Origin of the sequence: Arthrobacter pascens, from assembly GCF_030816475.1 — a bacterium.
Taxonomy (GTDB): domain Bacteria; phylum Actinomycetota; class Actinomycetes; order Actinomycetales; family Micrococcaceae; genus Arthrobacter; species Arthrobacter pascens_B.
The window spans coordinates 4,562,728-4,588,548 of record NZ_JAUSXF010000001.1 but is presented as its reverse complement, the minus strand read 5'-3'; the positions used below and the strand labels follow the sequence as shown (position 1 = coordinate 4,588,548).

Here is a 25,821-nt window from a genome sequence, read left to right as displayed (position 1 = left end):
TGCTTACTTCACAGCAGCGGTGACTTTATCCGCCGCGCCGGCCAGCTGCGGCAGGAACGTGTCCAGCGACCACGGCAGGCTCAGCGGCGAGGACGCAGAGATGGACAGCGTGAGAGTGTTGTCCGAATCGGCCACCAGGGCACCGTTCCGGATCGCGGGGATCTGGCCAAGCAGGGGGTCGGACTTGATGGACTGCGTGGTTGCGGCGTCCGGAACCCAGGTGACAAAGATGTCGGACTTGAGCTCATTGGCTTTCTCCGCGGACCACGGGATGAAGAATGCGTTGGATCCCTTGGAGTTGTCCTCCACAACCGACGCAAGTTTCATGCCGATCTCTGAAAGGAAGCGGGGGCGGTTGTCGTTGGCCGTATACACATTGACGCCGTCGGCCGAAGCGGGTTCCAGGTTGCCGTAGATGAAGCTCTTACCGGGGATCTGCGGGTACTTGGAGACCTTGTCCTTGATCGTGGCCTCAGTATCCGCGACCAGCTTGGTTGCCTCCGCATCCTTGCCCAGTGCCTTGCCGATAATGGAGGTGGAATCCTGCCAGGAGGTTCCGTATGCCACCTCGGGCTGCGCCACCACGGGAGCGATCTGGCTGAGCTTCTTGTAGTCCTCTTCGGTGAGTCCGGAGTAGGCCGCCAGAATGACGTCCGGGGCGAGTGTGGCGATTTCCGTGAAGTTCACGCCGTCTGCTTCGGAGTACTGGGCGGGAGCCTTTGCCGAGCCGAAGCCCGCTCCCAGCTTCTCAAGGGCTGCATCCTTCCACGGGGTGGAGCCCTGCGCGTTGCCGCCCCACTCATTCTTGGGAACTCCCACCGGAACCACGCCGAGGGCAATCGCCACGTCATCGTTGACCCAGGAGACGGTTGCCACGCGCTGGGGCTGGCTCTTGATGGTGGTCTCGCCGAACAGGTGCTTGATGGTGACCGGGAACTGCGGTGCTGAGCCTGTGGCGGTTGCATCCGAGGCGGAGGACACGGGGCCTGTGGAGCAGGCGCTCAGGGTGAACGCCGCTGCAGCAAAGACAGCCGATGCCGCGCCAGCTGACTTGAACAGCGTGCGGCGCGTGGCACTCCGGCCGGAGAAGAAGGGGGAAGTCACGGAGCTCCTTTGGGTGAAATGATGCAAACCCAAGTAAGGCTAGCCTATCCTTCAGAGGATTACGCAAGCTTTGTGTGGCTTAATTCCCTTTCCGTGACGAAGGACACACACTGCAGACCGGACAACTTCCCTTCAGAACGCTCTCTCACATCTCGCGCCCAAATCCCGAACGCTCCCTCACATCTCGCGCCCAAATCCCGAACGCTCCCTCACATCTCGCGCCAAAATCCCGAACGCTCCTTCACGAAACGTGAGGAAGCATCAAAGGGGAGGGGGAGTTAGCGGAGGACGATGTCCACAGGATTCGCCTCGGACCGCCAGGCCCCCTCGGCTCCCGGCGCACGCCCGATCACCGGTGCCGTCAGCACGCCCGAGCGGTTGGTGCGCTTATCCCGCAGAATCTCCGTGACAGAGCCCAGGTGACGGGACAGGTCAATGACGTTTTCCGGCGCAGCGAGGAGCAACTGGAACCCGAATTCGTGCAGGGCCTTGATCCCGGCGCCGGCAAACTCCTCCGACGCAAGGACAAAGGCCTCGTCCATCATGACCGTCCCGTACGTGGTGAACCCCTGCTCGGCGATCCCCAGCTGGTAGCTCAGGGCCGCGGCCATGATGAACGCCGTGAAGCGCTGCCGCTCGCCGCCGGACATGGAACCAGTGTCCGTGTGCATGTAAACGTCGGTCTTCCGGCCGCCGTTTCCCCCCAGGTCTGCTTCAGCGACTTCCCGGTGCTCCTTGCATTGGATGAACAGGTGCCCACGGACGTCCAGCACCTCCGCCCGCCAACGCCGGTCCTCCGGCGCCTGGGATCCCAGCCGCTTCACCAGGGTCTCCAGGGACTTGTAGCGGGTGGTGAGTTCGTCGTCGTCCGGGCCCGGCGCACCAGTACCCGAAACCCCCCGGGCAGGCCGCGAGTGGCGGGCCTTGAGCGCGTTCTGAATGGCGTCCTTGAAGTGCTTGGCCGTAGCCGGGAGCGTCTGCTTGATGTCCAGTTCCAGGAAGCTGCCCTCATGGAAATTAACCTGCGACAGGATGCCGTTGAGCGGCAGGATCCGGCTGCTGATGGAGCGGCGTTCCTCATCCAGCAGGTGAAGCAGCGTACTGAAGGATTCATGAGTGCGTTGGTTGAAGAACTGCCGGAACTCCGCCTCCTGCGCCGGAAGGCCGTCGCTCACAATGGCGTGGTACCGGGTCTCGAACTCGCCAGCGGCGCCGATGGAGGTTCCGTGGTCCGCCGAGATGGCGGTTCCCCACTCCCGGACGAAACCCTCGAAAATGCGGGTCAGCCGCTCCGACGTGGCCTGCCCGCGCGTCTCGGCGGCGTGCAGCTCCCCCAACAACGACGTGCGGACGCGGTTGGCCAGGTTGTCCAGCTCGTGCATTTCTGTCACGTCGCCGAAGTCCCTGAAGTAGGGTTCCAGCTCCAAGACGGTGGCTTCCGACGGCGGCGCCTCAGCCAGGCGCACCCGTGCGGCTTCCAGTAACGAGTCGGCAGCGCTCAGCTGGCGGTCCAGCGCCTTGTATTCGCTTTGCAGGACAGCCGCGGCCTCGGTGCTGGACTGGTGTTTCTGCCGGACCGCCTCAACCGCGGCCCGGAGCGGCTCCAGGTCCGCCTGCGCCGCCAGGGCATCCTTGAGCCGCTGGTCGATCCTGGCGAGGTCGTCGGCGGCCACTGCCGCGGACACCTGCTCCCATGGCCGGTGGTCCTCGGCAATGCTCCGCAGGGCCTCGAGCTGGCGGCTCATCCCCTGGTGCGACTCCTCGCGGCTCTGCGCCAGCTCGGCCGCCTTGCCCAGTTCCTGCTGCAGGTCCTCCACCTGGGCGGCAACGAGCTCCAGCTTGGACGCGTTGTCAAAGCCCAGCACATAGTCCTGCCGGCTCGTGAAACGGTCGTCCTTTTCCACCGTGTGGCGGTTGCGTTTGACCACGCCGCCCAGGCTCAGGCCTTTGTCCAGCCTGGCAAGCTCGTCCGGGTCTTCGACGCAGGGATAGGCAAAGTCGAGGGCGATGCGTTCACGGACCCATTCCCCGGCTTCTGCCACACCCCCGGCCGTGAGGATGTCCAGCTTGGTGAGCAGGTCGCCGTCGCGTACGTCCTCCACGGCGAGCGCGCCCCCGGCGAGTGGCTTTGACACGTCCACGGCGCGCAGGGCCCCCCGCACCTTGTTCTCGTTCAGGTACCGGGTCACCGCGCCGAAATGTTCGCCCGGGACCAGCAGCGTGGTGGCGAGGCTCCGGAGCGCCCTCTCCGCGGCTGGCCGCCACTGCTCCGCACCCTCGGCGAGGTCGATCAGCTCACCGGCGAACGGCATCCGGTCCTCAGGGACGCCGACGGCGGCCGCGATCGCCGCCCGGTTTTCAATGCTCGACGGCGGCAGCAGGGACTTGCGCGTCCTCAACGACACGAGCTCCTGCTGCGCGGCAGCAAGCTCGCGTTTCCTGGTGGCATGGTGATCAAAGGCCTCGAACCGGAGTTCCTGGAGGGCCCGGGAATCGTCCATTAGTTCAGCTGACCTGGCCGCTGCCTGCTCGTGGGCCTGTTCCCAGCCCTCGGCCGTCCATTCAAGCTGCAGCCCGGCGTCGGCCAGTGCCTTGCGGGCAGCTTCCTCCACCTGCTCGCGGAGCGTGAGAGCCACGCGGGCATTCTCCAGGGACTGCTCGATCGCGGAGATCGCGTTGCCGCCCTGGTTGTTGTAATCGGTCTCCAGCTGGCGGAGTTCCTTGGCCAGGCCGTCACGGACGGACCGCTCCGCGCCGAGTTCCTTGGCTTTCGACTGGGCGAGCTCCTTGAAGCGTTCCAGGGTTTTCTGGTGCACAGCGACTGCGAGCTGCTGCTTGTAGGCCTCAAACTCCTCGCCGGCCAGGTCCCTGAGGCGGTTCGCGTCCAGCAGGGCCTGCGCGTATTCCTTATTCAGGCCTGGTACAGGCGCCAACTGGTCCCGCTGCTGCCGCACGTCCTCCAGGCGCTGGCGGATGGACATCAGGTTGCTGAATTCCTCCACCACATCATCCGCGGCGGCGAGCGTGGCCGGCGCATCGAGGACCTGGTCGCGGAAGAACGTGTTGACACTGCCGCCCAGGCCCTTGCCGGCCTGGATCACCCGCAGGAGCGGCAGGGCCTGGTCCGAGCTGATGCCCAGGACCCGGCGGAACCGTTCCGCGAAGGCCTTGTGGACATCGAAGATCTGCGCATCGGGGAAGATGGATTCCAGCGCGGCCTTGGTGAATCGCTTCTCGGCAATGTCCTCGATGGCCGGCAGGTCCAGCGGCTTGCCGTCGATCAGGTAGAACCGGCCCACACTCGACTCCGTGCCGTTCTTGGGCAGGTCGAACAGCGCCGACACAGTCACCCGCGTGCCTGCTGCGTTATCGAACGTCAACGCGACGGCGGACCAGGTGGCACCGGGGCGCTGAAACGCACTCGCCGAACCCTCGCCCACCGCCTTGTCGCCCACTTTTCCGCGCATGTAGGTGAACGTGGTCCTCTTGTCTTCCACGGCACCGCCGGCCCGCTGGGCGGCGGCCTCGTTGGAGCGCGGCCGCGCGTCAAACACCCGCAGCATGGCATCAAACAGCGTTGACTTGCCTACGCCTGAGTTGCCCGTGAGGAGGGTGCCGTTACGGTCCACGTGCATCGAGTGCGCCCCATGGAAAGTGCCCCAGTTGACCACCTGGACCAGGGCAAGGCGCATCTGGCCGGGGTTGGTGAGCTCGCCCATCGGCAGCATGGTTGCGATGCTCACTTGTCGGCCTCCGTGCTCGTGGCTGAGTACGACGACGATGCTGCACCGTCGTCGTCGTTGTTCGTGTCACTTTCGGCGTCGTCGTCGCCGCCGTCGTCCTCGGCAGCCGGGTCGCCGTCGAGCTCTATGAGGGCTTCGGTTCCTGCGGGGTCTGTTGTGGCTGCTACCAGGGCCTCGATTTGGGCCGGGATGTCGCCGATATTTTCGAAAGGCAGGGCCAGCGGCAGTGCGTTGGAGATGGTGTAGACGTCTTCCAGGCCTGTGGTGAGGAGGAGTTGGCGGGCCAGGAGTTTGGTGATGGCCCGGTTGACCACGTCCGAGTCCCTGAGGGCGTCCTGCTGGCCGGCGGGCTGGTAGTGCGCCACGAGGTCCGCGATTTCCTCGCGGGTGATGGTCGGATCCGTCTGGGCTGTGACATGGCGGTCAAGCAGCAGGCGCAGGCGGAGCAGGACGATGGTCTCCACCCGGCTCAGCGCGCGCTGCTGGCGCAGGATGCTGGAACGTGTGCTGCCGCCGATGGCCTCCGGGTCGACTGGCCGCAGCACGGCAACCTTGCGCTCGTGGTCCAGCTGCAGGGTAAGGAAGAGTTCGGACAGGCGGCTGCGCAGGATGAGCTGGTTGTCGAGGAGTGTGGTCCAGAGTTTCTCGTCCCGGCCGCCGTCGATGTACGGGCCTTTCAGGAGCTTCACCAGTGCCTGGCGGACCCTCATGGACAGCACGCCGGTGTCGCCGGGGAACAGCGCCGCGCCATCCACAAACGTGTCCCGGGGAGTGACGGTGAACGGACGCTCAGCAGCAGACGCCGCCGGGGCAAAGGAGGCTTCCTCGTCAACTGCAGGCGCCGCCGTCGTGATTTCTTCAGTCATCTGAATCCTTTGCCAGGGTGACCACGGGCAGGTAGGCCTTGCGGGTGGTGCCGTCTATTTGTTCGAAGTCCAGGCCGTGCCAGGCTTCCCGGTCGAAGTCGGCTCCGCCGTGGAGGGCATCCGAGAGCAGGGCGCGGATGGAATTAATGTGGCGTTCCTCAGGCGGAAGCTGTCGCCAAGCCTCGGCCAGCGTGGAGGCGCCGGCGAGGGCTGCCCGGACAGCGTCGGGCCGGGCTTTGCCCGTCCTCGGCGAGCGCACGCGGTCTGAATCGCTGAAGGCGATGGGATCCGCGAGCCTGGGCGGCACCGCGAACTCGTCCGGGTCGTAGAGCTTGACCATGGCCAGGGATTCAAAACCCGCATTGAACAGGACCGGGCCGCGCACCAGGCCAGGGCGTTCCCGCTCGTAGGGAAGCGACCGGATGGCCTGCTCGGCCTCACGCAGGACTGTGCGGAGCCGCACGGACTGGCGGAAGTCGTCGCTCTGGACGTACGTGTTGAGGCTTTCGCTGAGCTTGCCGTAGATGCGCTGGATCTGGCTGTGCTGCTGGCGGAGTTCGGCCACGAGGTTTTTCAGGGTTTCCCGGTCCTCGGGAGAAAGATCGTCGGCGAACTGCCGGCTGAGGACTTCACCGATGGCCGAGCGGAACCGGAGCTGTTGCTGCGGGTCCTCAAGGAACGCCGTGAAGGAGCGGAAGGTCCTTCCTTCCGGGCTCTGCCGCAGCCGCTTGTCCGCTTCAAGAACCTGGGCCATGGTGGCGCCCTTGCTCAGTGACTCTTCAATGATCTGGTTGCGCAGCTCACCCACCAGATCCTCGATGCGGTCGCGCATCTTCTTGTAATCCGCCGGCAGGCTCGCGGCCAGGTCCAGGATGTTGCCGGCCGCTTCAACCGCTTCGTCGTCGTCGAGCAGGCCGTCATAGTCGCCCGAGCTGATGTCCTCGATCAGCTGCTGGCGCTCTTCGATCTCTTCCTCGAGGGATTCGAGCCGGGCGCTCTGGTCCGGGTTGGTCTCGTTGGCCAGCTTTTCCACATCGCCGAGAAGGGTGCCCAGCCTGGAACCGTTCAGCGTGGACCGCTCGCTGGAAAGGCTGTCCAGGAAGGCGAGCACACGGGCGGCAGGCTCTGTGACTTCGTAAACGATCCGGCCCGACTGGTTGCGCCGGGTCAGGAACTGTTTGCGGGTCCACTCGTCCGCGTATTTCTTCCCGGAGGGCAGGCCGCCGGCGGGGCCTCCGGGTCCGGTTTCCCGGCTGCGGAGCTGCTCAAGGAAGGAGTCGACGTCGGCATGGAACTCTTCCAGCGGAAGCTGCGGCCGGGTGCGGGTGAAGGATGCCTGCAGGACGGCGATGACCCACGGTGCCGACCGGGTCAGGGCCCACGCGGGCCCCTTGGTGAGAAGTTCGAGGTCCCCTAGCCGGGCGCTGATGGCGTCAGCGGACGACCTGGCGGAACGGGGCACACAGACTCCTTTAATGGCTTGGGGGACGTTGGGCGCAGGCTTCGGCGGAAACTGCCAACTACAAGGTTAACGCAGAGGCCTCGGAAGCCAGGAAGCACCTTTGCCCGCAACCGTCCCGTGACCTACGTCGGGGTAGCATTTCGATCCCGTATCAACCGCCCCTGCCGGCGTGCCGACTCTGGCTGCAAACAGCGGGGAACCCCTACGCTCAGTCCTACTGATTCAACGAAAGCAACGGCGCAGCAGGGGGAAGCATGCAGTTTGACTTGAGTTCGGTGGAGACAGCCACCATGGTGTTCGTTGGAACGCTGGCGGTTGCCCTGCTGCTGCTGGTGTTCGTCATGACGGCCGGGTTCGTCGCACTGCTTCTCGTCGGTGTGGGCAAGCTTGCCTGGTTCCTGGTATCCAGCACTCTGCTGGCTGTGGTCCACGGGATCAACCACGGCTGGGACAGGCTGCTCCACCACGCCTCCGCCGTCGAGATTCCCGGCGACTTCGCCGGACAGCCATCCCCTAGCACCGGAACCTACCCGCGGGTAATATTGAAGGACAGCTGAAGGGTTCTCCACCCCGGCGGATCCTGGGCTTTACCGGCCATCCGGCTAGAGGAGATGACCCATGAGCTCCGCCACTGACAGTCCCGCCACCGACAGTCCCGCCGCAGAAACACCCGTTGCCGCACAAAGGATCGGGCCGGAGGTCACTGCACAGGAAGCCCGCGCCGTTGCCGAGGCCGCCCGGGAGGCCGGCTGGGACAGGCCAAGCTTCGCCAAGGGCCTGTACCTGGGCAGCTTCGATCTCAGCCTCATCCACCCCTGGCCTTCAGCCGCTGCCGATGATGTGGAACGCGGCGAAGCGTTCATGGCCCGGCTGACCGAGTACGCCCGGACCCTGTCCGGGCGCCTGATTGAACGCGAATCAAAGATCCCCGACGAATATCTCGCCGGGCTGGCCGGGCTGGGTGCTTTTGGCATGAAGATCCCGCAGGAGTACGGCGGCCTGGGTCTTTCGCTGGTGTACTACGGCCGGGCGCTGGCACTGTTGGGCAGCGTGCACCCGAGCCTTGGCGCACTTCTCTCCGCCCACCAGTCGATCGGCGTGCCGGAACCGGTAAAAGTGTTCGGCACGCCGGAGCAGAAAAGGGAGTACCTGCCCCGGTGTGCGGCCGGCGCCATCACCGCATTCCTGCTGACGGAGCCGGACGTGGGCAGTGATCCAGCCCGGATGGGCAGCACGGCTGTTCCCACGGACGACGGCGGGTCCTACGTTTTGGACGGCGTGAAACTTTGGACCACCAACGGCGTGATCGCCGAGCTGGTGGTGGTGATGGCCCTGGTCCCGGCCCACACCGACGCGGACGGCACAGTGCACAAGGGCGGAATCAGTGCCTTTGTGGTGGAGATGGACTCCCCGGGCATCACGGTGGAGAACCGGAACGCGTTCATGGGGCTGCGGGGCATCGAAAACGGCGTGACCCGCTTCCACCAGGTCCGTGTGCCTGCCGCGAACAGGCTGGGCCGCGAGGGCCAGGGCCTTAAAATCGCCCTCACCACACTCAACACAGGCAGGCTCGCGCTCCCGGCACTGTGCGTCGCGTCGGGCCGCTGGAGCCTGAAGATCGCCCGGGAGTGGTCCAACGCGCGCAGCCAGTGGGGCCAGCCCGTGGGCAGGCACGAGGCCGTGGGCAAGAAGATCGCCTTCATCGCCGCCTCCGCCTTCGCCCTGGACGCCGTCTTTGAACTGTCCGCTGAACTTGCCGACGCCGGCCAGAAGGACGTGCGGATCGAGGCGGCACTTGCCAAACTGTGGTCCACGGAGATCAGCTGCCGGATCGCTGACGAGCTGGTGCAGATCCGCGGCGGGCGCGGTTTCGAGACCGCCGACTCCCTGGAGGCCCGGGGCGAGCGTGCTGTGCCGGCGGAGCAGCAGCTTCGCGACCTCCGGATCAACAGGATCTTCGAGGGATCCTCGGAGATCATGAAGCTGCTCATTGCACGCGAGGCCGTGGACGCGCACCTGGCGGCCGCCGGCGACCTCGCCTCGGTGGACGCAACCCTGTCCGAAAAAGCCAGGGCTGCCGTCGGGGCTTCAGGTTTCTACGCAAAGTGGCTGCCCCGGCTGGTGGCCGGCGCGGGGATGGACCCGAGGTCCTACAGCGAGTTCGGGCGGCTGGCCAAGCAGTTGCGGTTCGTGGAGCGGTCATCGCGCCGGCTGGCCCGGCAGACCTTCTATGGAATGGGCCGCTGGCAGGCAAAGCTTGAGTACAAGCAGGCGTTCCTGGGCCGGGTAGTGGACATCGGCGCGGAGCTGTTTGCCATGGCGGCATGCTGCTCACGGGCCGAGATGATGCTCCATACCGCGCCGGAACGGGCGGCCACCGCCTACGAGCTCGCTGAGGCGTATTGTGAGCAGGCCCGCGTACGGGTTGACGAGTATTTTGACCAGCTCTGGCGCAACACCGATGACGTGGACCACGACCTTTCGCGCAAGGTCCTGGCCGGGGAGTACACGTGGCTGGAGGCAGGCATCCTGGACCCCTCGGAAGGAACCGGGCCGTGGATCGCGGACGCCACTCCCGGGCCTTCCCGGAAAGAAAACCTGCACCGTAACTACCGCTAGAAAATAGTAAGTATCCTTGTTATCCGCCTTGAGCAGTGGTTGAGTTGTGTCATGAGCAGCCCAGCAGATCCAGAAGACCGCGTTCCGCGCGGGGACCGGCATGACTATCGACGGAGCGAAACGGCCCGTGACGAGGCGTTCGCGGGAGGTGAGCCCACGCGCTCCTATGAGCAGGCGCCTGCGCCTTTTGCCGGAGCGGAGTACCGGGCTTCCCCGCAGCCGGCAGACCCCGGCCTGACCGACAGGCAGACTGCTGTCGCCAGGGAGAAGGAACAGTTCGGCGGCATCAAGGTGGGCTCGGCGTTTTTCGGCTGGCTCACCGCCACCGGCATGTCCGTGCTGCTGACCGCCTTGGTGGCCGCTGCCGGAACCGCCGTCGGCCTGGCCAATAACGCGAACGTCAACGACGCCGTCAGGCAGATGACGACGAACGGCACCGTGGGCCTGGTGGGCATTGCCGTCCTCCTGGTGATCCTGTTCCTCTCCTACTACTGCGGTGGCTACGTCGCCGGCAGGATGGCAAGGTTCGACGGCGCCAAGCAAGGGTTCATGGTCTGGATCTGGGCGCTGATCGCCGCCGTGGTAGTGGCCTTACTGGGGCTCATTGCCGGGCAGCAGTTCAACATCCTGGCCAACTTGAACAGCTTTCCGCGCATCCCTGTCAATGAAGGGGAACTGACCACTGCAAGCATCATCGCCGCCGTCGTGGTGGCCCTGGTTGCACTTCTGGGAGCGGTGCTGGGCGGCCTGGCAGGCATGCACTTCCACCGCAAGGTGGACCGTGCGGGCTTTACCCCTGATGAAGAGTACGACGAGGGCTAGCCAAGCAGGAAGGGCCCAACGTAGTACCAGCGGCGGTTCTCACGCACGAAGGAGCTGGTTTCGTGATGGATTCCCCGCTCGCCGTCGTGCACGAAGTGAGCTTTGAACTCCACCGTGCCCCGGGTGTCCAGGGGTCCGCCCCGGCTGGTGGACAGAATGTCCAAACGCCGCCATTCCATGCCGGGGTCCAGTTCCAGCCCGGACGGGGCGGTGTCCGGATGCCACGTGCGCAGGAGGTAGTCCGCGTCCTGCAGGACGAAAGCACTGTAGCGGGAACGCATCAGCTGCTCCGCGGTGGCCGCCTCCGCAGCCCCGCTATGGAAGCGCCCGCAGCATTCGACGTACTCCTCACCGGAGAGGCAAATGCAGCTTCTGCCATTGATCGAAGGTGCAGGCATGATGCTCCTGTCCGGTATGGTGCGGCCTGCCATTGGGCGGCCGGCGGGGTCAGTTCCGACTATAGGCGCCCTGCTGGTGTCATATCCGGTAACAGGTTCGAAACAACCTCGGCCAGGGCCCGCCCGGCGGCGGTGTGCCGCAAAAATAGTCCGTAAGGTAGTGGAGGGGCTGATGCCCGTGGTGATGAGTGCCGGCACGGACTCCGCTGCTGGCAGATAGGAGAGGTGACGTGGGAGATTCGACGACGATTGCCTTGAACCTGACCTTTTTCGGAACCCTCGGCCTTGCCTTGATGATGTTTTTCGGCCTGTTCCTGCTTGTTGTTGCCACGTTGGTTCTGGCGGGTATCGGCCGGCTGGTTGCCCTGAGCGTGATGGCCCTTTTCGGCAGGGCCCTCAAGGACGAAACCGTTCCCGTGGTGCATCTGCCACTCCCTGACGGCACCGGCGTCGTTCCGCCGCCCGCCCCCCTTGTTTCCGCCCCGCCAGCCACTTCCGCAGCTTCCAGCCCCCGCCCGAAGGTCCCGCGGACTCCGCGTGACTGGGGGAGCCTGCTGAACCCGTCGCAGCTCCGTTCCCGGTTCCGCACCGCCGTCGCGCAGTTCCGTTCCCGGTTCCGCGCCGACGTCGCACATCACCCGTTGCTGACGGCCGCCCGCCGTGAGCCGCCGGTGCTGGCCAAGGACTGGGCAGCCGCGGTTGCGGAGGCGGATGCCCGCGCCATCGCCCGGGCACGGGCGGAGGCTTCCGAAATCAAGCTCCCGGTGGTCGACGCTCCCGGCTCAGCCGTCCCTACGGCGAAGGTGGTGGCCGTGGCCCCGCTCGTCCAATCGGCGCTGCACCAGAACCACCCGGCGCGGGACGTTCCGCGATCCTTCAAGAAGCCTCCCGCCACCTCGCCGCTGTCCCTGCTGGATACAGGGTCACTGGTGTCCCTCTCCACCCATGACATGGCGCTCAAGCCCCGACTGCCGGCGGACCGGCACTGAACGGTCCCGTGCAGGAGGCCGCTGCCGTGCCGCACGTTCACAAAACGTCACCTCATCCCTTTCATTACCCCTTGCTACGAAAAGCGAAGCACTAATTCACTGACCGGCCGCGCGCCGCGGAATTTGTGTAGCCTCGTGACGATCCACAGCAATCCGCGTGGGCAATCGAATGTGAGGAACCGGGGATGAGCCTCAGCGAACTGCGGGTATTCGGGCGTACAGGCACGCCTATCAGTCCGCTCACTTTGGGAACCATGAACTTTGGCGAGGGGCCGGGCGGCCTCTCAGGCGGTGCGCCCACCGGCGCGGACGAGAGCATCCGGATCATCCAGTCGGCGCTTGACGCCGGCATCTCCGCCATCGACACCGCCGACGTGTACTCCCAGGGCGAGTCCGAGCAGGTCGTGGGGCGGGCCCTCCGCGGCCGGCGTGACGAGGTCTTCCTGGCCACCAAGTTCCACGGCCAGATGAGCGCCAACCCTGCCCATTCCGGGAACTCCCGCCGCTGGATCATGCAGGCCGTGGAAGGCAGCCTGCGCCGGCTGCAGACGGACCGGATCGACCTGTACCAGGCGCACCGGCCGGACTACAACACTGATGTGCTCGAGACCATCACAGCTTTGAACGACCTGATCAGGCAGGGGAAGATCCTCTACTACGGCACGTCGGTGTTCACCCCTGCGCAGCTCGTGGAAGCGCAGTGGCTGGCCACGACCAACCACCTGATCCCGCCGGCGGCCAACCAGGTGCCTTATTCCATGCTGGTACGGGGCAACGAACGGGATGTACTGCCCATTGCGCAGCAGTACGGGCTCGGCGTGCTCGCATACGGGCCGCTCGCCGGAGGGTGGCTCTCCGGGGATTTTGTCCTCGACGCCGGCAAGCTGCCAACCCGGGTACATTCCCTCCCGGGCCGGTACGACATTTCCGGGCCCGCCAGTGAACGAAAGCTGCTGGCCGCCGATTCGCTGGCGCGGCTCGCCGACAAGCTTGACCTGTCCCTCGTTGAGCTGGCCGTGGGCTTTGCCTTGAACCACCCCGCTGTCAGCAGCGTGATCATCGGCCCGCGCACGCAGGAGCATCTGCACGCCTACCTGAAAGCAGCGGACACCGTGTTGGGTGAGTCGGTACTGGACGCGGTGGACGAACTGGTGGCCCCGGGAACCAACTTCGTGGAGCGTGATGCGGGGGCAATCGTGCCGTCATTGGAGTACGCGGAACTCCGACGGCGCTAGAACTTCCCTCGCCGCTGCCGGAAAGCCCTTACCTTGAGCAACCATCTCGGCTAGCGTGAAACCCATGGAATACAGATACCTCGGAAACAGTGGCTTCAAAGTCTCGGAAATCACCTTTGGCAACTGGCTGACCCACGGCTCCCAGGTGGAGAACGACGTCGCCACCCAGTGTGTGAGGGCAGCGCTCGACGCCGGCATCAGCACTTTTGACACGGCCGACGTTTATGCCAACACCGCGGCGGAGACCGTCCTCGGCGAGGCGCTGAAGGGCGAACGCCGCGAGTCGCTGGAAATCTTCACCAAGGTTTTCGGTCCCACCGGACCCAAGGGCAAGAACGACGTCGGGCTGTCCCGCAAGCACATCATGGAGTCGATCAACGGTTCACTTAGCAGGCTGCAGACGGACTACGTGGACCTCTACCAGGCCCACCGCTACGACTTTGAGACACCGCTGGAAGAGACCATGCAAGCGTTCGCGGACATCGTCCGGCAGGGCAAGGCGCTGTACATCGGCGTCAGTGAATGGACGGCAGAGCAGATGCGCGCCGGCCACGCCCTCTCCAAGGAACTGGGCTTCCAGCTGATCTCCAACCAGCCCCAGTACAACATGCTGTGGCGGGTCATCGAGGCCGAGGTTGTTCCCGCGTCGGAAGAGCTGGGGATCTCCCAGATAGTCTGGTCCCCCATCGGGCAAGGCGTCCTGAGCGGAAAATACCTGCCTGGCCAGCCGGCTCCTGACGGCAGCCGCGCCACGGACGAGAAGGGCGGCGCCAGGATGATCCAGCGGTGGATGCGCGACGACGTCCTCACAGGCGTCCAGAAGCTCAAGCCGGTCGCCGAGGAAGCGGGCCTGTCCATGACGCAGCTTGCCGTGGCCTGGGTCCTGCAGAACCCCAATGTGGCCTCTGCCATTGTTGGCGCTTCCAGGCCGGAACAGCTCGCGGACAGTGTAGCGGCGGCGGGCGTGAAGCTTGAGCCCGGGGTCATGAAGAGCATCGACGACGCCATCGGCTCCCTCGCTGAACGGGACCCCGCCCTGACCAAGTCGCCTCCAGCCCGCGAAGCCTAGGAGCACAATGACACACCTGCCGGACGTCTCATCCCTGCCGGACCTTGCAGTCACCGGTTCCACCGGAGGCCTGGGCGGAATGGTGGCGCGGGAGCTTGCCGCAGCGGGCTCGGCCCAGCGGCTGCTGGTGCGTGATGCAGGCCGGGCACCCGAACTGAATGGTGCGGTTCCGTTGGTGTTCAGCTATGAGGACCGGGACCTCGCAGCCCGGGTGCTTGAGGGGGTCAAGACGCTATTCATGGTTTCCGCGGCGGAGGCCGAGGACCGGCTCGAACAGCACTTCAGCTTCATTGATTCCGCGGCTGCGGCCGGGGTGCAGAACGTTGTCTACACCTCCTTTTACGGAGCATCCCCGGATGCCACCTTCACCCTGGCCCGGGATCACTACGCAACGGAGGAGCGGATCAAGGCGTCCGGGATGAGCTACACATTCCTCCGGGACAACTTCTACCTGGACTTCCTGCCGCTCCTGGCCGGAGAAGACGGCGTGATCCGCGGTCCCGCCGCCGACGGGCTCGTGTCAGCCGTTGCCCGGGAGGACATCGCCCGCTCGGCCGTGACGGTACTCAGGGATCCGGCGCTGCATGTCGGGACCACCTACAGCCTCACCGGACCGGAGGAAATCACCCTGGCCAGGGCGGCGGAACTGCTCACTGCAGGGACCGGGCGGACCATCACCTACCACCCGGAAACGCTCGACGAGGCCCACGCCTCCAGGGCCCGTTTCGGAGCACCGCCTTGGCAGGTGGAAGCCTGGGTGAGCACGTACACGGCCATGGCTGCAGGCGAAATGGCCGGGCTATCCCCGGACGTGCGGACCCTGACCGGCCGGCAGCCGCTCAGCCTGGCGGAGTTCCTCGAGCGCCCGCAGCTCTGAGCGCCCCGGAGAGGACGGATTTGGCGCATACGGCGGAAGCATAACGAAAGCGTTGACGGACACCTGGCCCCGGCGTAAACCTGTGAGGAGGGCAACCCAGCCAGCTCGCTGAACAGGATCGCACCGCCATGACCAAGCAGATCTACAGGACCCGTCGCACCATGCGTCCCGCTTCAAACACGGGAGAGCCCACTTCCGGCCCCCTGACGGCGCAGGAACTCCAGCTGGCGGCGCGGAACCATTCGATGCCGCTCGAAGCACTCCGCCGTGACATCACGCCCCCCGGATTGCATTACGTCCTGACGCATTTCGACATCCCCGACACGGACGCGGCCTCCTGGCACCTGCGGATCAGCGGCGCGGTGGAACGGTCGCTGGAGCTGAGCCTGGCCGCGCTGAAGAAGGACCCTGCCATCACCGTCCCCGTCACCCTGGAGTGCGCCGGCAACGGCCGTTCACTGCTCAGGCCCCGGCCGCTCAGCCAGCCATGGGTCCTTGAAGCCGTCGGCACTGCGGAGTGGACAGGTGTGCCGCTTGCCTATCTCCTGGCGAAGGCCGGCGTGCTGTCCGAAGCGGTTGAAGTCGTCTTCACCGGCGCCGACGCCGGAATCCAGGGCGGCGTCCGGCATCGGTACGCGCGGAGCCTGCCGATCCGCGAGGCGATGCGGCCCGACGTCGTGCTTGCCTACCGGATGAACGGCAGTGAGCTGCCGCCGCAGCATGGCTATCCGCTCCGCCTCGTGGTTCCCGGCTGGTACGGCATGACAAGCGTCAAGTGGCTGCAATCCATCGAGGTGGTGACGGCCCCGTTCAAGGGATACCAGCAGCAGGTGGCCTACAGGTACCAGGACAAGGCGGACGACGCCGGCACCCCGGTTTCGCGGATCAGGATCCGTTCCCTGATGGTTCCGCCGGGCATTCCGGACTTTTTCACCCGCAAACGGTTCCTGGCGCGCGGGCCTGTGATGCTTCAGGGCAGGGCGTGGTCCGGCGCGGGTGCGGTGAGCGGCGTAGAGGTGGGAATCGACGGCGAATGGGTGCCTGCCCACCTGGAAAAGCCTCCGGGCCCGTTTGCCTGGTGCAAGTGGACGCTGCCGTGGGTGGCAGATCCGGGCGAGCACGAGCTGGCCTGCCGTGCCACGGACTCCACTGGTGCCTCCCAGCCGCTGGAACAGAACTGGAACTACCAGGGGCTGGGCAACAACATGGTGCAGCGGGTCAGCGTCACGGTGGAGTGACACGCCCGGAGCCGCGCCGGAGGTGCTCCGCATTAAGTTGATCGAGCTGCTGGTCAGTGAGGTCATCGAAGCCACGTGCCTCGCGTTTGTCGCTCCGCGCGAACCGCATGAACATCAGGATGATCAGGGGCAGATCCACGATCTCGCAGATGAACCATAGCAGGTCCCCTGCCAGCTGCTGGTCCCGGAGGGGGTCCGGGAACCAGGCCGGCTGCGAGCCGGCGGCCAGGACGTGGTCAAGTACCTGGCCGTTGAGCCGCAGCAGGATCCCGGGGACCGCATCGATCAGCAGCTCGATGAAGACGAAGACGAATTCCAGCGTGATGAAGGCACTGGAACGCTGGAAGTCTGCTTCCTCGATGATCGGGAGTGCCATCAGCAGGCCCAGCAGCGGCACCGCGAGGGTGACCAGGGCTTCAGCCAGCGGATTGGCCCGAAGAGCGTAGAACAGCGGGGTGAGGAAGGTGGAGAAGAGGGCAAGTCCGAGCAGCGGGGCAGCCATCGAATTGCTCAGGAACCGCACCAGGCGGTGGGACAGCACGGCGTTCAGCCGCGCAATGCCACCGGGCGGTAGTGCCGCGCGGGCCAGTGTGATGGGCTTCCCCAGTCCAATCAGCAGCGGCACCACGAAGAGCAGCAGTGAACTCTTCAGGGTGAATGCCCACCGCAGCTGCGCACTGTAGGCACCCGGAAAGCCGCACGTGAGGACCAGCAGGGATCCGAGGCCGAGGAGGTAGAACGCCAGGGTCCGCCATAGCGGCCACCGCCGGCCTTTAGCGGCTGCTGCCCTGAGGCCGAGCCCGTAGAGCACTGCGCCGGCACCGGTTATCACCAGGGCGGTCCAGTCGATCTGCCAGGCGGTAACGAGAACGTGGAGTGGGGGCACTGGTCTAGGGTAGGGGAACTTCCTTGGAGAACGCCCCGGAAGTGGCCGACCGCGCTTTAGCGGAGAGGCTTCCGCCGCCCGGATTGAAGTCCTGACACCGTATACTCAGTGCCAGCCATGACCAGCCTTCCATCGTCCCCCGCCAGCGTCCGCATTGACGCGTGGCTCTGGGCAGTCCGGGCGTACAAGACCCGTTCCGCGTCCACGGCCGCGTGCCGTGCCGGCCATGTCCGGCTCAACGGCAATCCTGCCAAGGCATCGGCCACCGTGGTCACGGGCGATACCGTGACCGTCCGGCAGCCGGGGTACGACAGGATCCTGGAAGTCCGCCGGCTGATCGCCAAGCGCGTTGGCGCGGAGGCTGCCTCGCACTGCTTCACGGACCACACGCCGCCGCGGCCTATCGCACCGGCTTTGGGCCTCCCGCAGCGGGACCGCGGGGCCGGTCGCCCGACCAAGAAGGACCGCCGCGAGATGGAGCGGCTGCGGGGCCCGGCCTGAGTGAGGGCGGACCGGTTTAGTTCCGGGCCCGCGCCTGCACCAGGTTTGCGAACGGCAGCCTGCCGTAGGCTTCGACGAACTCCTGGTGGTACCTGGCCTCAGACGTGTTCAGTTCTGCTGCCGGGAGTTCCTTCCAGGCGATGACCAGTGCCTCTGGATTGGCAAGCTGCCAGACCAGCCTGCCGTCCCAGTGGCCCGGAGGCTTTCCCTTTCCGAAGTCCAGGAACTCCTGGATCTGCCGCCGGAGCCCGCGGTTGCCTTTGCTCCCGGGCCCCGCCTTGCCGAGGTAGAGGATGTCGGCGCTATCGACCCACTCAGCGGCCAGGGCGGGCTCTGGCAGCGACGGGTCCTTCTTCTTGAAAATACCGGCGGCGCTCTTCTTCAGGAACCGCGGCTCGAACCCGTCCGGGCGCAGCACGGCGAAGAGGCCTGTGCCTTGCGGGATCCTCATGATCTCAACGCTGCCGAGGGTCCGGAATCCTGAAAATCCGCCTTCTTTGAGCGTTGTCCTCGTGAGCGGCAATGGATTTCCTTATGAAGGGGGCGATGTCGGGGCTACCTAAGCCAGCCTACGGCGGCTGCCGGGCGGGAGCGTATCCAGCCAGTCGGGTACGCGGTCTGACGGCATCGATTTGCTCCAGAAGTAGCCCTGGGCGCTTCGGACTCCCAGCCTGCGGAGTTCGTTGACCTGGTCGAGGGTTTCGACGCCTTCAGCGACGACATTGAGGCTTAGGTTGTCCGCCATGCCAAGAACGAGTTCGATGATGGAGGCGCCGTGGGGACCCCTGCCCAGTTCCTCTACGAAGGTACGGTCGATTTTCAGCGTTCTGGCTGATAGCCACTTCAGGTAGCTCAACGACGAGTATCCTGTCCCGAAGTCGTCGATCGACAGGCCCACCCCAAGCTGGATCAGCCGCTGAAGGGTCTCTTTGGGCAGGCCCGGCTGATCCATCAGTACCGTTTCGGTGATCTCCAGGTTGACTGCGGCGGGATCGATCCCTGCGGAGCGCACTGCGGCGTCGACGACGTCAGGAAAGTCCCTTGCCACGAACTGGCGTCCGGAGATGTTCACTGCCGCGTAGACGTTGGCGGCTTCCGGGAGATGTCTGCGCCACTGCTCCACTTGCCCCAGCGCTTCCTGCAGCACCCAGGTGCCGATTGGAAGGATCAGTCCTGTCTCTTCGGCGATAGGGATGAAGACGTCAGGCATGATTGGGCCATGTTCGGGGTGATGCCATCTCAGCAGTGCCTCGAAACCGACTGTGACCTCGCTGCGGAGGTCAACGATCGGCTGGTACTCCAGCAGTAACTCCCGGCGTTGAAGGGCGAGCCTCAGATCGGATTCGAGATCGAGTCGCCCGGCGGCCTGACCGGTCATCTGCACTTCGTAGACGGCCGAGGAATCGCCGCCTGCCGATTTGGCCCGGTACATGGCGGCGTCGGCCCCGCGCAGCATGGATTCAGCCGTATCGTCGGGCCCCGCCACGGCAATTCCCACACTGACGTTGAGGTAGATTTGGCGTCCGTCGACCTCGAAGGGGTTCCGCGTCGCCGCCTTGATCCGGCCGGCGATAGCCTTCGCTCCACGCATCGTCAGGTTTTCGCCCACCACGACGAATTCATCGCCTCCGAAGCGGCCCACCATGTCACCGAGCCGGACGGCATTCCTCAGCCGTTCCGCGAGAAGCACCAGGATGGTGTCTCCGGCTTCGTGGCCAATACCGTCGTTGACCAGCTTGAACCGGTCGACGTCGACGAACATCACCACCGGACGGGCCGACTGGTCGAGGAGGCCCTGAAGCACTTCCGTCAGCATGTATCTGTTCGGCAGGCGGGTCAGGGCGTCGTGGCGGGCCTGCCATTCCAGGACCTTTTCGGCTTTCTTGCGTTCCGTAATGTCCAGCACCGTATCCAGGAACCGAAGGGGTTTTCCGTCTGCGCCGTTCATGGTGCGAATTCGGGAATGCAGCCAGCGATGCCTGCCGTCAGCCCTGATGATGCGGTACTCGAAATCCGCAAATCCGTGGCCATCATCCAGATTCTTCCATTCCTGCCGGACATGGTCCCTGTCCTCCGGATGGGTGAGCTCCAGGATTGATTGCCGGGAGGTCCGCTCATCCGGCCCCAGCCCGAAGATCCGCGCAAACTCTTCGGAATGCCACCTTTCCCCGGTGGAAACGTCATACTCCACGCTTCCGACATGTGCCATTTCCTGTGCGGCCAGGAGTCGCTCGCGTTCTGCGGTGGCCGCAGCTTTGAGCCGCTGGATCTCCGTAATGTCCCGGGCAATGGCCGATGCCCCGATCTGCGATCCATCCTGGCCGTACACCGGCGACACTGTCAGGTCAACGTCAAGGTAGGTCCCGTCCTTGGCCCGCCACCTCGTCTCAAGTCCCCTGACGAATGTCCCGCTTTCCATCCGGCTTGCCACCATATCGCCCAGGTTTGCGTCCTCGCGCGTAGTCAGAAGGCTGTAGTTCCGGCCGACGGCCTCCCGGGCGCTCCAGCCGAACATCCTCTCAGCCCCGGCGTTCCAGCTCGTAATCGTGCCGGTCAGATCGGCCCCGATGATGGCATCTCCGGAGGACTCAACCATGGCGGAGAGCCGGCGCAGGATCGCCTCGCTGTGCTTCCGGTCCGTGATGTCCTTGGAAATGGCCACTACAGCAACGGGCACGGTGTGCCTGCCCCGGATCCGGCTCAGCGTAGCGTGGACAGGAAACTCCCGCCCTGTCCGGTGCCGTACCCAGTATTCCCCGGCCCAGTCCCGGCCCCGGGCGAGGCGGTCCACAATCTCCTGGCCTGTCGCTCCCTGCCCGGGCCCGTCATGCGAATCGATGATGCCCAGTTCGGTAATCTTCAATCCGAGTACTTCTGTGGAGCTGAACCCATACAGTCGCTCGGAAGCACGGTTCCAGTAGGTAATCTGCCACGCATCATCAAGGCCGATCACCGATTGACCGATCTCATCCAGCAACAGCGACTGCATGACAAGATCATCATGGTGCTCCCCAGCCATGACCCCTCCGACGTGTTCGCCCGACAGTCGCATTGCATACCCAGCCCGACCCTGCCAGGATGCAGCCCCGGCAGTCTGGTGGCTGTGCCCGAAGTACATCATCAGGCTCTTGTTTTTGCAAGGCATCAGGCGCCGCTTTCCGGACGCCCGGGCTCGTTCCACAAGCATCCGGGAAGCAAACTCGTCCGCGCGCTGCAACGCCCGAAAGCGTAGAGTGGCATAAGACGCCTGATTCTGGACGCCGTGCTGCTGAGGGAGAGATCGTGACGATTGACTGGGACGAAAAAAAGGCCCTGCTACAGGAACCAAACATCGCGGCGGTAACGCAGCTCTGCGATGAACTGATGGAAAAGAAGCCAGGGTCCATCGTCCCCTACATCGATCCCGTGCATGACGAGGACGAATGCCGGATCGTCAGCCTCCAGATCAGCCCCGGCAAAGGCACTGAATCCGGTTTCATCTCCCATTACAACGACGATGAGTCAGCCCGCAGGGCCACCCAGATCTACGAACTCGCCGAACTCGACCCCCGCTACGTGATGCCGTGGAACGCCTACCCGTGGATCCGTGACCCTGAGCTCCCGTCGGCACTTAATGTCCAGGAAAAGACTGACGGGCTGCGCCCCTTCCGCCAGTTCCTGAAGATCAACCGGCGCGTCTCCGCAATCATCGCGCACGGGACTGACGCCTCCACGTTTCTCGCCCTCTTCGAGAAGACCTACCACTCCTCACTGAAGAACAGCGGCATCAAGATCTACAAGGCCAGCGCTCTCGGCGGCCGGGCCTTCGCCGTCTCTGAAGCCAAGCAGGAGGACCTCCTGGCCAAGAGCGTCGAGATCTACAAAGACGCCATGCAGCGCGCAGGCATCCAGCACCTCTAGGTTCTCCAACCGCGTTTCTCCAACCGCTTTCAAGCGGCGGAGCGGACGACGCCGGCACCCGGCCGAGAGTGCACGTCACCTCCTGTTCATCCGCCTTCCAGCAGCCTCCTCCTGTGCTTCAGCTCCTTGACCCACGCCCTGGTGACCAGGTCCGGAAAAGGCGAGCCGCCGTCGTCCTCTCCGGGCGCCATGGCACCAGCGAAAGCGGTGCCCTTTTGCAGGTCCGCGATCAGCGGGCCGGACGCTTTCAGGGCCGCCTCCACTACCTGCACCGCCGCACGCCCGGTGAGTCCCAGCTCAGAAGCCCAGCCCAGAAAATGCCGCCGGGAGATCCCGCTGCGCTTCCCGGCCAGGGTCAGGGCAAGCGTCCTGTCGCCGTAGACGACGGTCGAGGGGATGTCATACACCGGGGCGACGGACCACTCTCCGTGCGGCTGCTGGATCATGGAGACATTCTTGGCATGCAGGTCCCCGTTGCCGCTCAGCCAAGCGAACGCCGCCTGGATCGCGAGGTTGCGCAGAGCCGGAAGGGGCGCCGAGCAGTACTCGGCCAGGGCACGGCAGACCTGCGCGTACCCCACGTTGTATTTGTCCGCCGGGTACAGCCTGAGCACCTGCGCGCCGTCCTCCACGGCCAGGCGCCGCACTTCATCAGGGCCGCTTCCCGCGACCGGCACGCGATCGAAGCGCTCCACCAGCAGGCCCGGCCTGCCGGCGACGTCGCGGATCAGCCGGACCTTGCTCAGCGGGATCCGCAGCCTGGCCGCATACCGGAACATGACCAGTTCGTTCTCCACGACGTGCGGGAACTCCGGGGCGTTGAGTTTGAGGATGAACCGCTTGCCTGCGCTGGCCACAGGAAGGGAAATCATCCCCGCCGAGAGCTTGTCCTGCACGCCCGCCAGGGCAACGGGATCGATCAGGTCCGGATCCCCCAGCAGCTGGTCGAAGTCCACGGCCTGCTTCGGATCCAGCTCAACAGCATGCTCGTCCGGGTCCAGCGGTTCGCCATGACCCACGATCTGCACATCGCCGACCGGATTGCCGCCTGCCGCGATCAACAACGAAAGATCATCGTCAGCGCTCGCCTTCACCGAACGCCGCAGGGAGTTAAGCCGGCGCCCCTCAGGCAGGAGCCCGGTAAAGTAAGGCGGCGCGGCCCCTGCCGCGGCAAGCACAGGTTCCGTACTCAGCGGCAGGGAACTGGCGACGGCAGGCCGCCCCGACGCGAGGTAAGCCGGCAGGTAGGTGAACCGTGTGCCGCCATCGTGCCTTTCGAGCCGGGCGGCCAGGACGCCGGCCTTGTAGACATCGGCGATCCGGTGTCTCACGCCGGGGCGTCCTTACCGATGGACGGGTTGGTGAGAGCCTTGGCGGCCTTGCTGGTCCTGGTGCCCAGGCTGAGCTCAAGACCCAGGGTTTCAAGTACCGCAGTCAGCGAGTCCAGCTGAATACTAGGCTTGCCCTGCTCAACGAACCGGACGAAGCGTTCGGAGACGGCGGCCATGGCGGCCAGGTCCTGCTGGGTGAGTCCCAGGGCCATCCGGCGGGCACGAACCTCTGCCGCCAGCTGGTCCGTGATCTTCTCCGCCATTGCTCCTCATAGGTACGATCGTGCCGCTCTGCCGTTCATCCTGAGTCTACGCCAAGGAAAAGTGGCAAGCCAGAGGCAGATCGGAACGAAGGTACCTATTTCACGGTCCTTCAAACGTCCATGGCCAGTTCCGCTTGGAGGCCTGGCGCGGGCGGAACGCCGGCCTTTTACGTGTGCGCGTACGTGAGGCAGTCGGCGTTGTCAGCACCAGGGCCGACGTGCACCTCAGGGGCGCCGCACATCAAATGGTCGTTGTGTACGCACTCCGAGCGCTGGCAGGCGCCGACGCCAGCCAGCACCTTCATCAGGCCCCCGTGGGTTCCGGTGTCGATGAAGGTGGCGCATGTGGCGTGGTCTTCGGTACCGCCGACAGTGATGGCCGCGGCATTGCATTCCGAGTGATCGTTGAAGGAGCAATTGGTCACGCTGCAGTCTGCGACATGCGTTGTCATGGGAAAATCCTCCGTCTTCCAGCCGCCCGGGACGGGCCGCAACCTGTGTTCACGGTAGGCCAGCCCGGGCCGATCAAAAAGACCCAATTGTGTGTCGTAATTCGCCGGAATGAGAGACAGCTTTTCGCCTCAGGGAACCTCTTAGGTGACGAGTGCCGTCAGCCGGGCCCGCCTTAGACTCATAGCATGCTTGATCACGATGAGGCCGTCCGCCTGTACGGGCGCTGGCGGCACCGAACGCCGGCTGACGCGGTTGAGCTTTTCAAGGGATACCCCGGATTCTGGTGGATTGCCGGCGGTTGGGCGATCGAAGCCTTCACCGGAAAACCCCGGCCCCATGGCGACCTGGATCCCAGCATCCTGCGCTCTGAAGTCGCCCTCCTGCGGCGGCACCTCACGTCGCGGTTCGACGTCTGGGCCGCCGACAAGGGAACGCTCCGGCCACTCATTGGAGAGGCTGACGAAGCAATTTCTTCCACGTGCGGGAATCTCTGGTTGCGGGAAAGTGCCGCAGACCCATGGGAGTACGACGTCCTTCTCATGGATGCCACGATGTCTATGTGGACCTACAAGCGGGATGCCCGGATACGCCGCAGGACCGCGGATATAGTGTGGAACCGCGACGGGATCAACTATCTGCGTCCGGAGATCCAGTTGCTGCACAAGGCCCCAGGTCTCAGGGCACAGGACCAAGAGGATTTTCGGGCCTGCCTGCCCCTGCTTAATGACTCCGACCGTCGGTGGCTCCGCGCAGCTATCCTCGTTGCGCATCCAAACCACCCTTGGCTCAAGGAACTCTAGGCCCGGCAGATGAAGAGGTATGCCTTGCAGAACGTGTACATAGTCACCCACCCGGAAGCAACCCACCACGTGGAGAACCTCGTCGGTGGCTGGCATGACTCATCACTCACCCCTCGGGGCATGGCGAGTTCCCGACGCGTCGCCACGGCGTTGAGCGAGCGGATACCGGCCGGTCGCAGCCCGTTGCTCTTCTGCTCAGATCTCCTCCGGACGCGGCAAACGGCAGAACCAATTGCTGAAAGCCTGAGCGTGGACATGCTCATCGACGCAGACCTTCGGGAGCAGTCCTATGGAGCTGCCGAGGCCACACCGGCGGGTTCGACTCCTTTTGTGCCCCCGCCCGCGCTGGGGGACAGGATGCGGCATCGAGATGGAATAGACGGTTCTGAATCAAGGCTCGAGTTGGCGGGCCGCGCGTATGCGGCTCTTGAGCGGATCCTCATGTGCGGGGCGCAGGATGTAGTCGTGGTTACGCATGGCGGCACGGCGACCTATCTCATTGCAGCCTGGATCGGGCTTCCGCTCGAAGAAGCCGGCTACGTGAAGTTCAAGGTGTCGCCTGGCAGCATCACGCATCTTCGGGAGGACGATTTTTTCCATGACAGGCAGGTGATGTCCCTCAACGACGTCGGACATCTTGAGTGAGAGTTGGACGGGCCGGCGGCAACTGGGGGTAAGCCTCGGTCTCAGAAGGCTTGATTGTCGCCGACCCTGACCTCAATTGAACTCCCCAAAACCATTCCGGGCACGAGTAACAGATACTCATTTTCGCCAGCCTCCACTACTTGCCAGTAACAGGGTCCGGCAGGCATTTCCTTCCCGGAACACGGGAGCTCTGCGGACTCGGGGTGCAAGTCAGGAAACGGGATCCTGAAGTAGCCACCTGATGGCCTCTGTCCGGTCAAGGAAGAAGCGGGTTGGACACGGATACGTTTCGGTGCCGCGAAAGTTGGCTATCACGCGGTCAACAGGATTGGAGCCGAGCAGTGCGATCCGTGAGGCGTCGCACGGCGTGGAGAAAGCTGCACGTGCGCTGTGACTGACCGTTTCGGTATCGGACATTTCCACCAGCAGCGGATGCGGCAATCCGGCGCAGATGTCATTGACGCTCGCCATGGCATTGAAAACATCGGCCGCGCCAAGGCTAACCCCGGGCTGCCATTTCAAATGGATCACGCCGTCCTCACGGAGTTCCAGGATGGCTTTCCCGCCGTCGATATGAGTGGGTTCCACTGGGCGCATTCCGTTCTTCGCGTGGGTCTCCG

24 protein-coding genes are annotated in these 25,821 nt (G+C 64.8%); 12 read left to right on the top strand and 12 right to left on the bottom strand.

Translation table 11 applies throughout. The features are described 5' to 3' along the window. Nucleotides 1-3 precede the first annotated feature (3 nt). The 4 genes from QFZ40_RS21135 to QFZ40_RS21120 form a co-directional block, all read right to left on the bottom strand. Nucleotides 4-1,104, bottom strand: a complete 1,101-nt coding sequence (locus QFZ40_RS21135) for an iron-siderophore ABC transporter substrate-binding protein (RefSeq protein WP_306906757.1) — start codon at nt 1,102-1,104, stop codon at nt 4-6. 278 nt (nt 1,105-1,382) lie between these two features. Beyond that, entirely contained in the window at nt 1,383-4,847 is a 3,465-nt protein-coding gene (locus QFZ40_RS21130; RefSeq protein ID WP_306906756.1) for an ATP-binding protein, read from the bottom strand. Next, complete coding sequence (locus tag QFZ40_RS21125; RefSeq protein ID WP_306906755.1) at nt 4,844-5,713, bottom strand: DUF4194 domain-containing protein; 870 nt, start codon at nt 5,711-5,713, stop codon at nt 4,844-4,846. Before QFZ40_RS21125 ends, QFZ40_RS21130 begins: the two co-directional genes overlap by 4 nt. Then, complete coding sequence (locus QFZ40_RS21120) at nt 5,706-7,175, bottom strand: DUF3375 family protein (RefSeq protein ID WP_306906754.1); 1,470 nt, start codon at nt 7,173-7,175, stop codon at nt 5,706-5,708. The genes QFZ40_RS21125 and QFZ40_RS21120 overlap by 8 nt, the downstream gene beginning before the upstream one ends. Nucleotides 7,176-7,429: 254 nt before the next feature. Here QFZ40_RS21120 and QFZ40_RS21115 point away from each other — a divergent pair, with 254 nt between their 5' ends. The 3 genes from QFZ40_RS21115 (at nt 7,430) to QFZ40_RS21105 (ending at nt 10,616) form a co-directional block, all read left to right on the top strand. Continuing rightward, nucleotides 7,430-7,732 (top strand): hypothetical protein, encoded by a 303-nt coding sequence (locus QFZ40_RS21115; RefSeq protein WP_306906753.1) that lies wholly within the window; start codon nt 7,430-7,432, stop codon nt 7,730-7,732. A 61-nt stretch (nt 7,733-7,793) separates the two neighbouring features. After that, a complete protein-coding gene (locus QFZ40_RS21110; RefSeq protein WP_306906752.1) occupies nt 7,794-9,794 on the top strand; it encodes an acyl-CoA dehydrogenase family protein in 2,001 nt (666 codons plus the stop codon). A 51-nt stretch (nt 9,795-9,845) separates the two neighbouring features. Continuing rightward, nucleotides 9,846-10,616 carry a hypothetical protein gene (locus QFZ40_RS21105; RefSeq protein WP_306906751.1) on the top strand — a complete coding sequence of 257 codons (771 nt, stop codon included), beginning with the start codon at nt 9,846-9,848 and terminating at the stop codon, nt 10,614-10,616. Here QFZ40_RS21105 and QFZ40_RS21100 read toward each other — a convergent pair. Beyond that, nucleotides 10,613-11,014 (bottom strand): YchJ family protein, encoded by a 402-nt coding sequence (locus QFZ40_RS21100; RefSeq protein WP_306906750.1) that lies wholly within the window; start codon nt 11,012-11,014, stop codon nt 10,613-10,615. The two genes, QFZ40_RS21105 and QFZ40_RS21100, sit on opposite strands and share 4 nt — an antisense overlap. A 230-nt stretch (nt 11,015-11,244) precedes the next feature. On the opposite strand from QFZ40_RS21100, the gene QFZ40_RS21095 reads away from it, so the two are divergent. The 5 genes from QFZ40_RS21095 (at nt 11,245) to QFZ40_RS21075 (ending at nt 16,422) form a co-directional block, all read left to right on the top strand. Further along, nucleotides 11,245-12,003 carry a hypothetical protein gene (locus tag QFZ40_RS21095; RefSeq protein ID WP_306906749.1) on the top strand — a complete coding sequence of 253 codons (759 nt, stop codon included), beginning with the start codon at nt 11,245-11,247 and terminating at the stop codon, nt 12,001-12,003. A 185-nt stretch (nt 12,004-12,188) separates the two neighbouring features. After that, nucleotides 12,189-13,238, top strand: coding sequence for an aldo/keto reductase (locus tag QFZ40_RS21090; protein ID WP_306906748.1), 1,050 nt, complete (start codon nt 12,189-12,191; stop codon nt 13,236-13,238). 64 nt (nt 13,239-13,302) lie between these two features. Next, complete coding sequence (locus QFZ40_RS21085; protein ID WP_306906747.1) at nt 13,303-14,307, top strand: aldo/keto reductase family protein; 1,005 nt, start codon at nt 13,303-13,305, stop codon at nt 14,305-14,307. 7 nt (nt 14,308-14,314) lie between these two features. Next, on the top strand, nt 14,315-15,184 hold the full coding sequence (locus QFZ40_RS21080) for an SDR family oxidoreductase (protein ID WP_306906746.1): 870 nt from the start codon (nt 14,315-14,317) through the stop codon (nt 15,182-15,184). 128 nt (nt 15,185-15,312) lie between these two features. Continuing rightward, nucleotides 15,313-16,422: a sulfite oxidase gene (locus QFZ40_RS21075; RefSeq protein WP_306906745.1), complete on the top strand. Its 1,110-nt coding sequence runs from the start codon at nt 15,313-15,315 to the stop codon at nt 16,420-16,422. On the opposite strand, the gene QFZ40_RS21070 is transcribed toward QFZ40_RS21075, so the two are convergent. Further along, nucleotides 16,409-17,308 (bottom strand): cytochrome c oxidase assembly protein, encoded by a 900-nt coding sequence (locus tag QFZ40_RS21070; protein WP_306906744.1) that lies wholly within the window; start codon nt 17,306-17,308, stop codon nt 16,409-16,411. The genes QFZ40_RS21075 and QFZ40_RS21070 overlap by 14 nt on opposite strands. 117 nt (nt 17,309-17,425) lie before the next feature. Between QFZ40_RS21070 and QFZ40_RS21065 the strand changes: the two genes are divergently transcribed. Further along, entirely contained in the window at nt 17,426-17,809 is a 384-nt protein-coding gene (locus QFZ40_RS21065) for an RNA-binding S4 domain-containing protein (RefSeq protein ID WP_306906743.1), read from the top strand. Nucleotides 17,810-17,825: 16 nt separating this feature from the next. Here the strand turns inward: QFZ40_RS21065 and QFZ40_RS21060 are convergent, their stop codons facing one another. Together QFZ40_RS21060 and QFZ40_RS21055 are read right to left on the bottom strand one after the other, a co-directional pair. Continuing rightward, nucleotides 17,826-18,260, bottom strand: coding sequence for a hypothetical protein (locus QFZ40_RS21060; protein ID WP_373427455.1), 435 nt, complete (start codon nt 18,258-18,260; stop codon nt 17,826-17,828). Nucleotides 18,261-18,368: 108 nt separating this feature from the next. After that, nucleotides 18,369-20,798 carry a sensor domain-containing protein gene (locus QFZ40_RS21055; RefSeq protein WP_306906741.1) on the bottom strand — a complete coding sequence of 810 codons (2,430 nt, stop codon included), beginning with the start codon at nt 20,796-20,798 and terminating at the stop codon, nt 18,369-18,371. A 293-nt stretch (nt 20,799-21,091) separates the two neighbouring features. Between QFZ40_RS21055 and QFZ40_RS21050 the strand changes: the two genes are divergently transcribed. Further along, entirely contained in the window at nt 21,092-21,709 is a 618-nt protein-coding gene (locus QFZ40_RS21050) for a uracil-DNA glycosylase (RefSeq protein ID WP_306906740.1), read from the top strand. A gap of 86 nt (nt 21,710-21,795) precedes the next feature. Here QFZ40_RS21050 and QFZ40_RS21045 read toward each other — a convergent pair whose 3' ends face one another. The 3 genes from QFZ40_RS21045 to QFZ40_RS21035 form a co-directional block, all read right to left on the bottom strand. Then, nucleotides 21,796-23,040 (bottom strand): type II toxin-antitoxin system HipA family toxin, encoded by a 1,245-nt coding sequence (locus tag QFZ40_RS21045; protein ID WP_306906739.1) that lies wholly within the window; start codon nt 23,038-23,040, stop codon nt 21,796-21,798. Then, on the bottom strand, nt 23,037-23,303 hold the full coding sequence (locus QFZ40_RS21040; protein WP_306906738.1) for a helix-turn-helix transcriptional regulator: 267 nt from the start codon (nt 23,301-23,303) through the stop codon (nt 23,037-23,039). Before QFZ40_RS21040 ends, QFZ40_RS21045 begins: the two co-directional genes overlap by 4 nt. A 167-nt stretch (nt 23,304-23,470) precedes the next feature. After that, complete coding sequence (locus QFZ40_RS21035) at nt 23,471-23,755, bottom strand: DUF1540 domain-containing protein (RefSeq protein WP_306906737.1); 285 nt, start codon at nt 23,753-23,755, stop codon at nt 23,471-23,473. 186 nt (nt 23,756-23,941) lie between these two features. Here QFZ40_RS21035 and QFZ40_RS21030 point away from each other — a divergent pair, with 186 nt between their 5' ends. Both QFZ40_RS21030 and QFZ40_RS21025 read left to right on the top strand, forming a co-directional pair. After that, entirely contained in the window at nt 23,942-24,556 is a 615-nt protein-coding gene (locus QFZ40_RS21030; RefSeq protein ID WP_306906736.1) for a hypothetical protein, read from the top strand. A gap of 9 nt (nt 24,557-24,565) precedes the next feature. Further along, nucleotides 24,566-25,201, top strand: a complete 636-nt coding sequence (locus QFZ40_RS21025) for a histidine phosphatase family protein (RefSeq protein ID WP_306906735.1) — start codon at nt 24,566-24,568, stop codon at nt 25,199-25,201. A 210-nt stretch (nt 25,202-25,411) separates the two neighbouring features. Here the strand turns inward: QFZ40_RS21025 and QFZ40_RS21020 are convergent, their stop codons facing one another. Then, nucleotides 25,412-25,789, bottom strand: coding sequence for a DUF7793 family protein (locus QFZ40_RS21020; RefSeq protein WP_306906734.1), 378 nt, complete (start codon nt 25,787-25,789; stop codon nt 25,412-25,414). Nucleotides 25,790-25,821 lie beyond the last annotated feature (32 nt).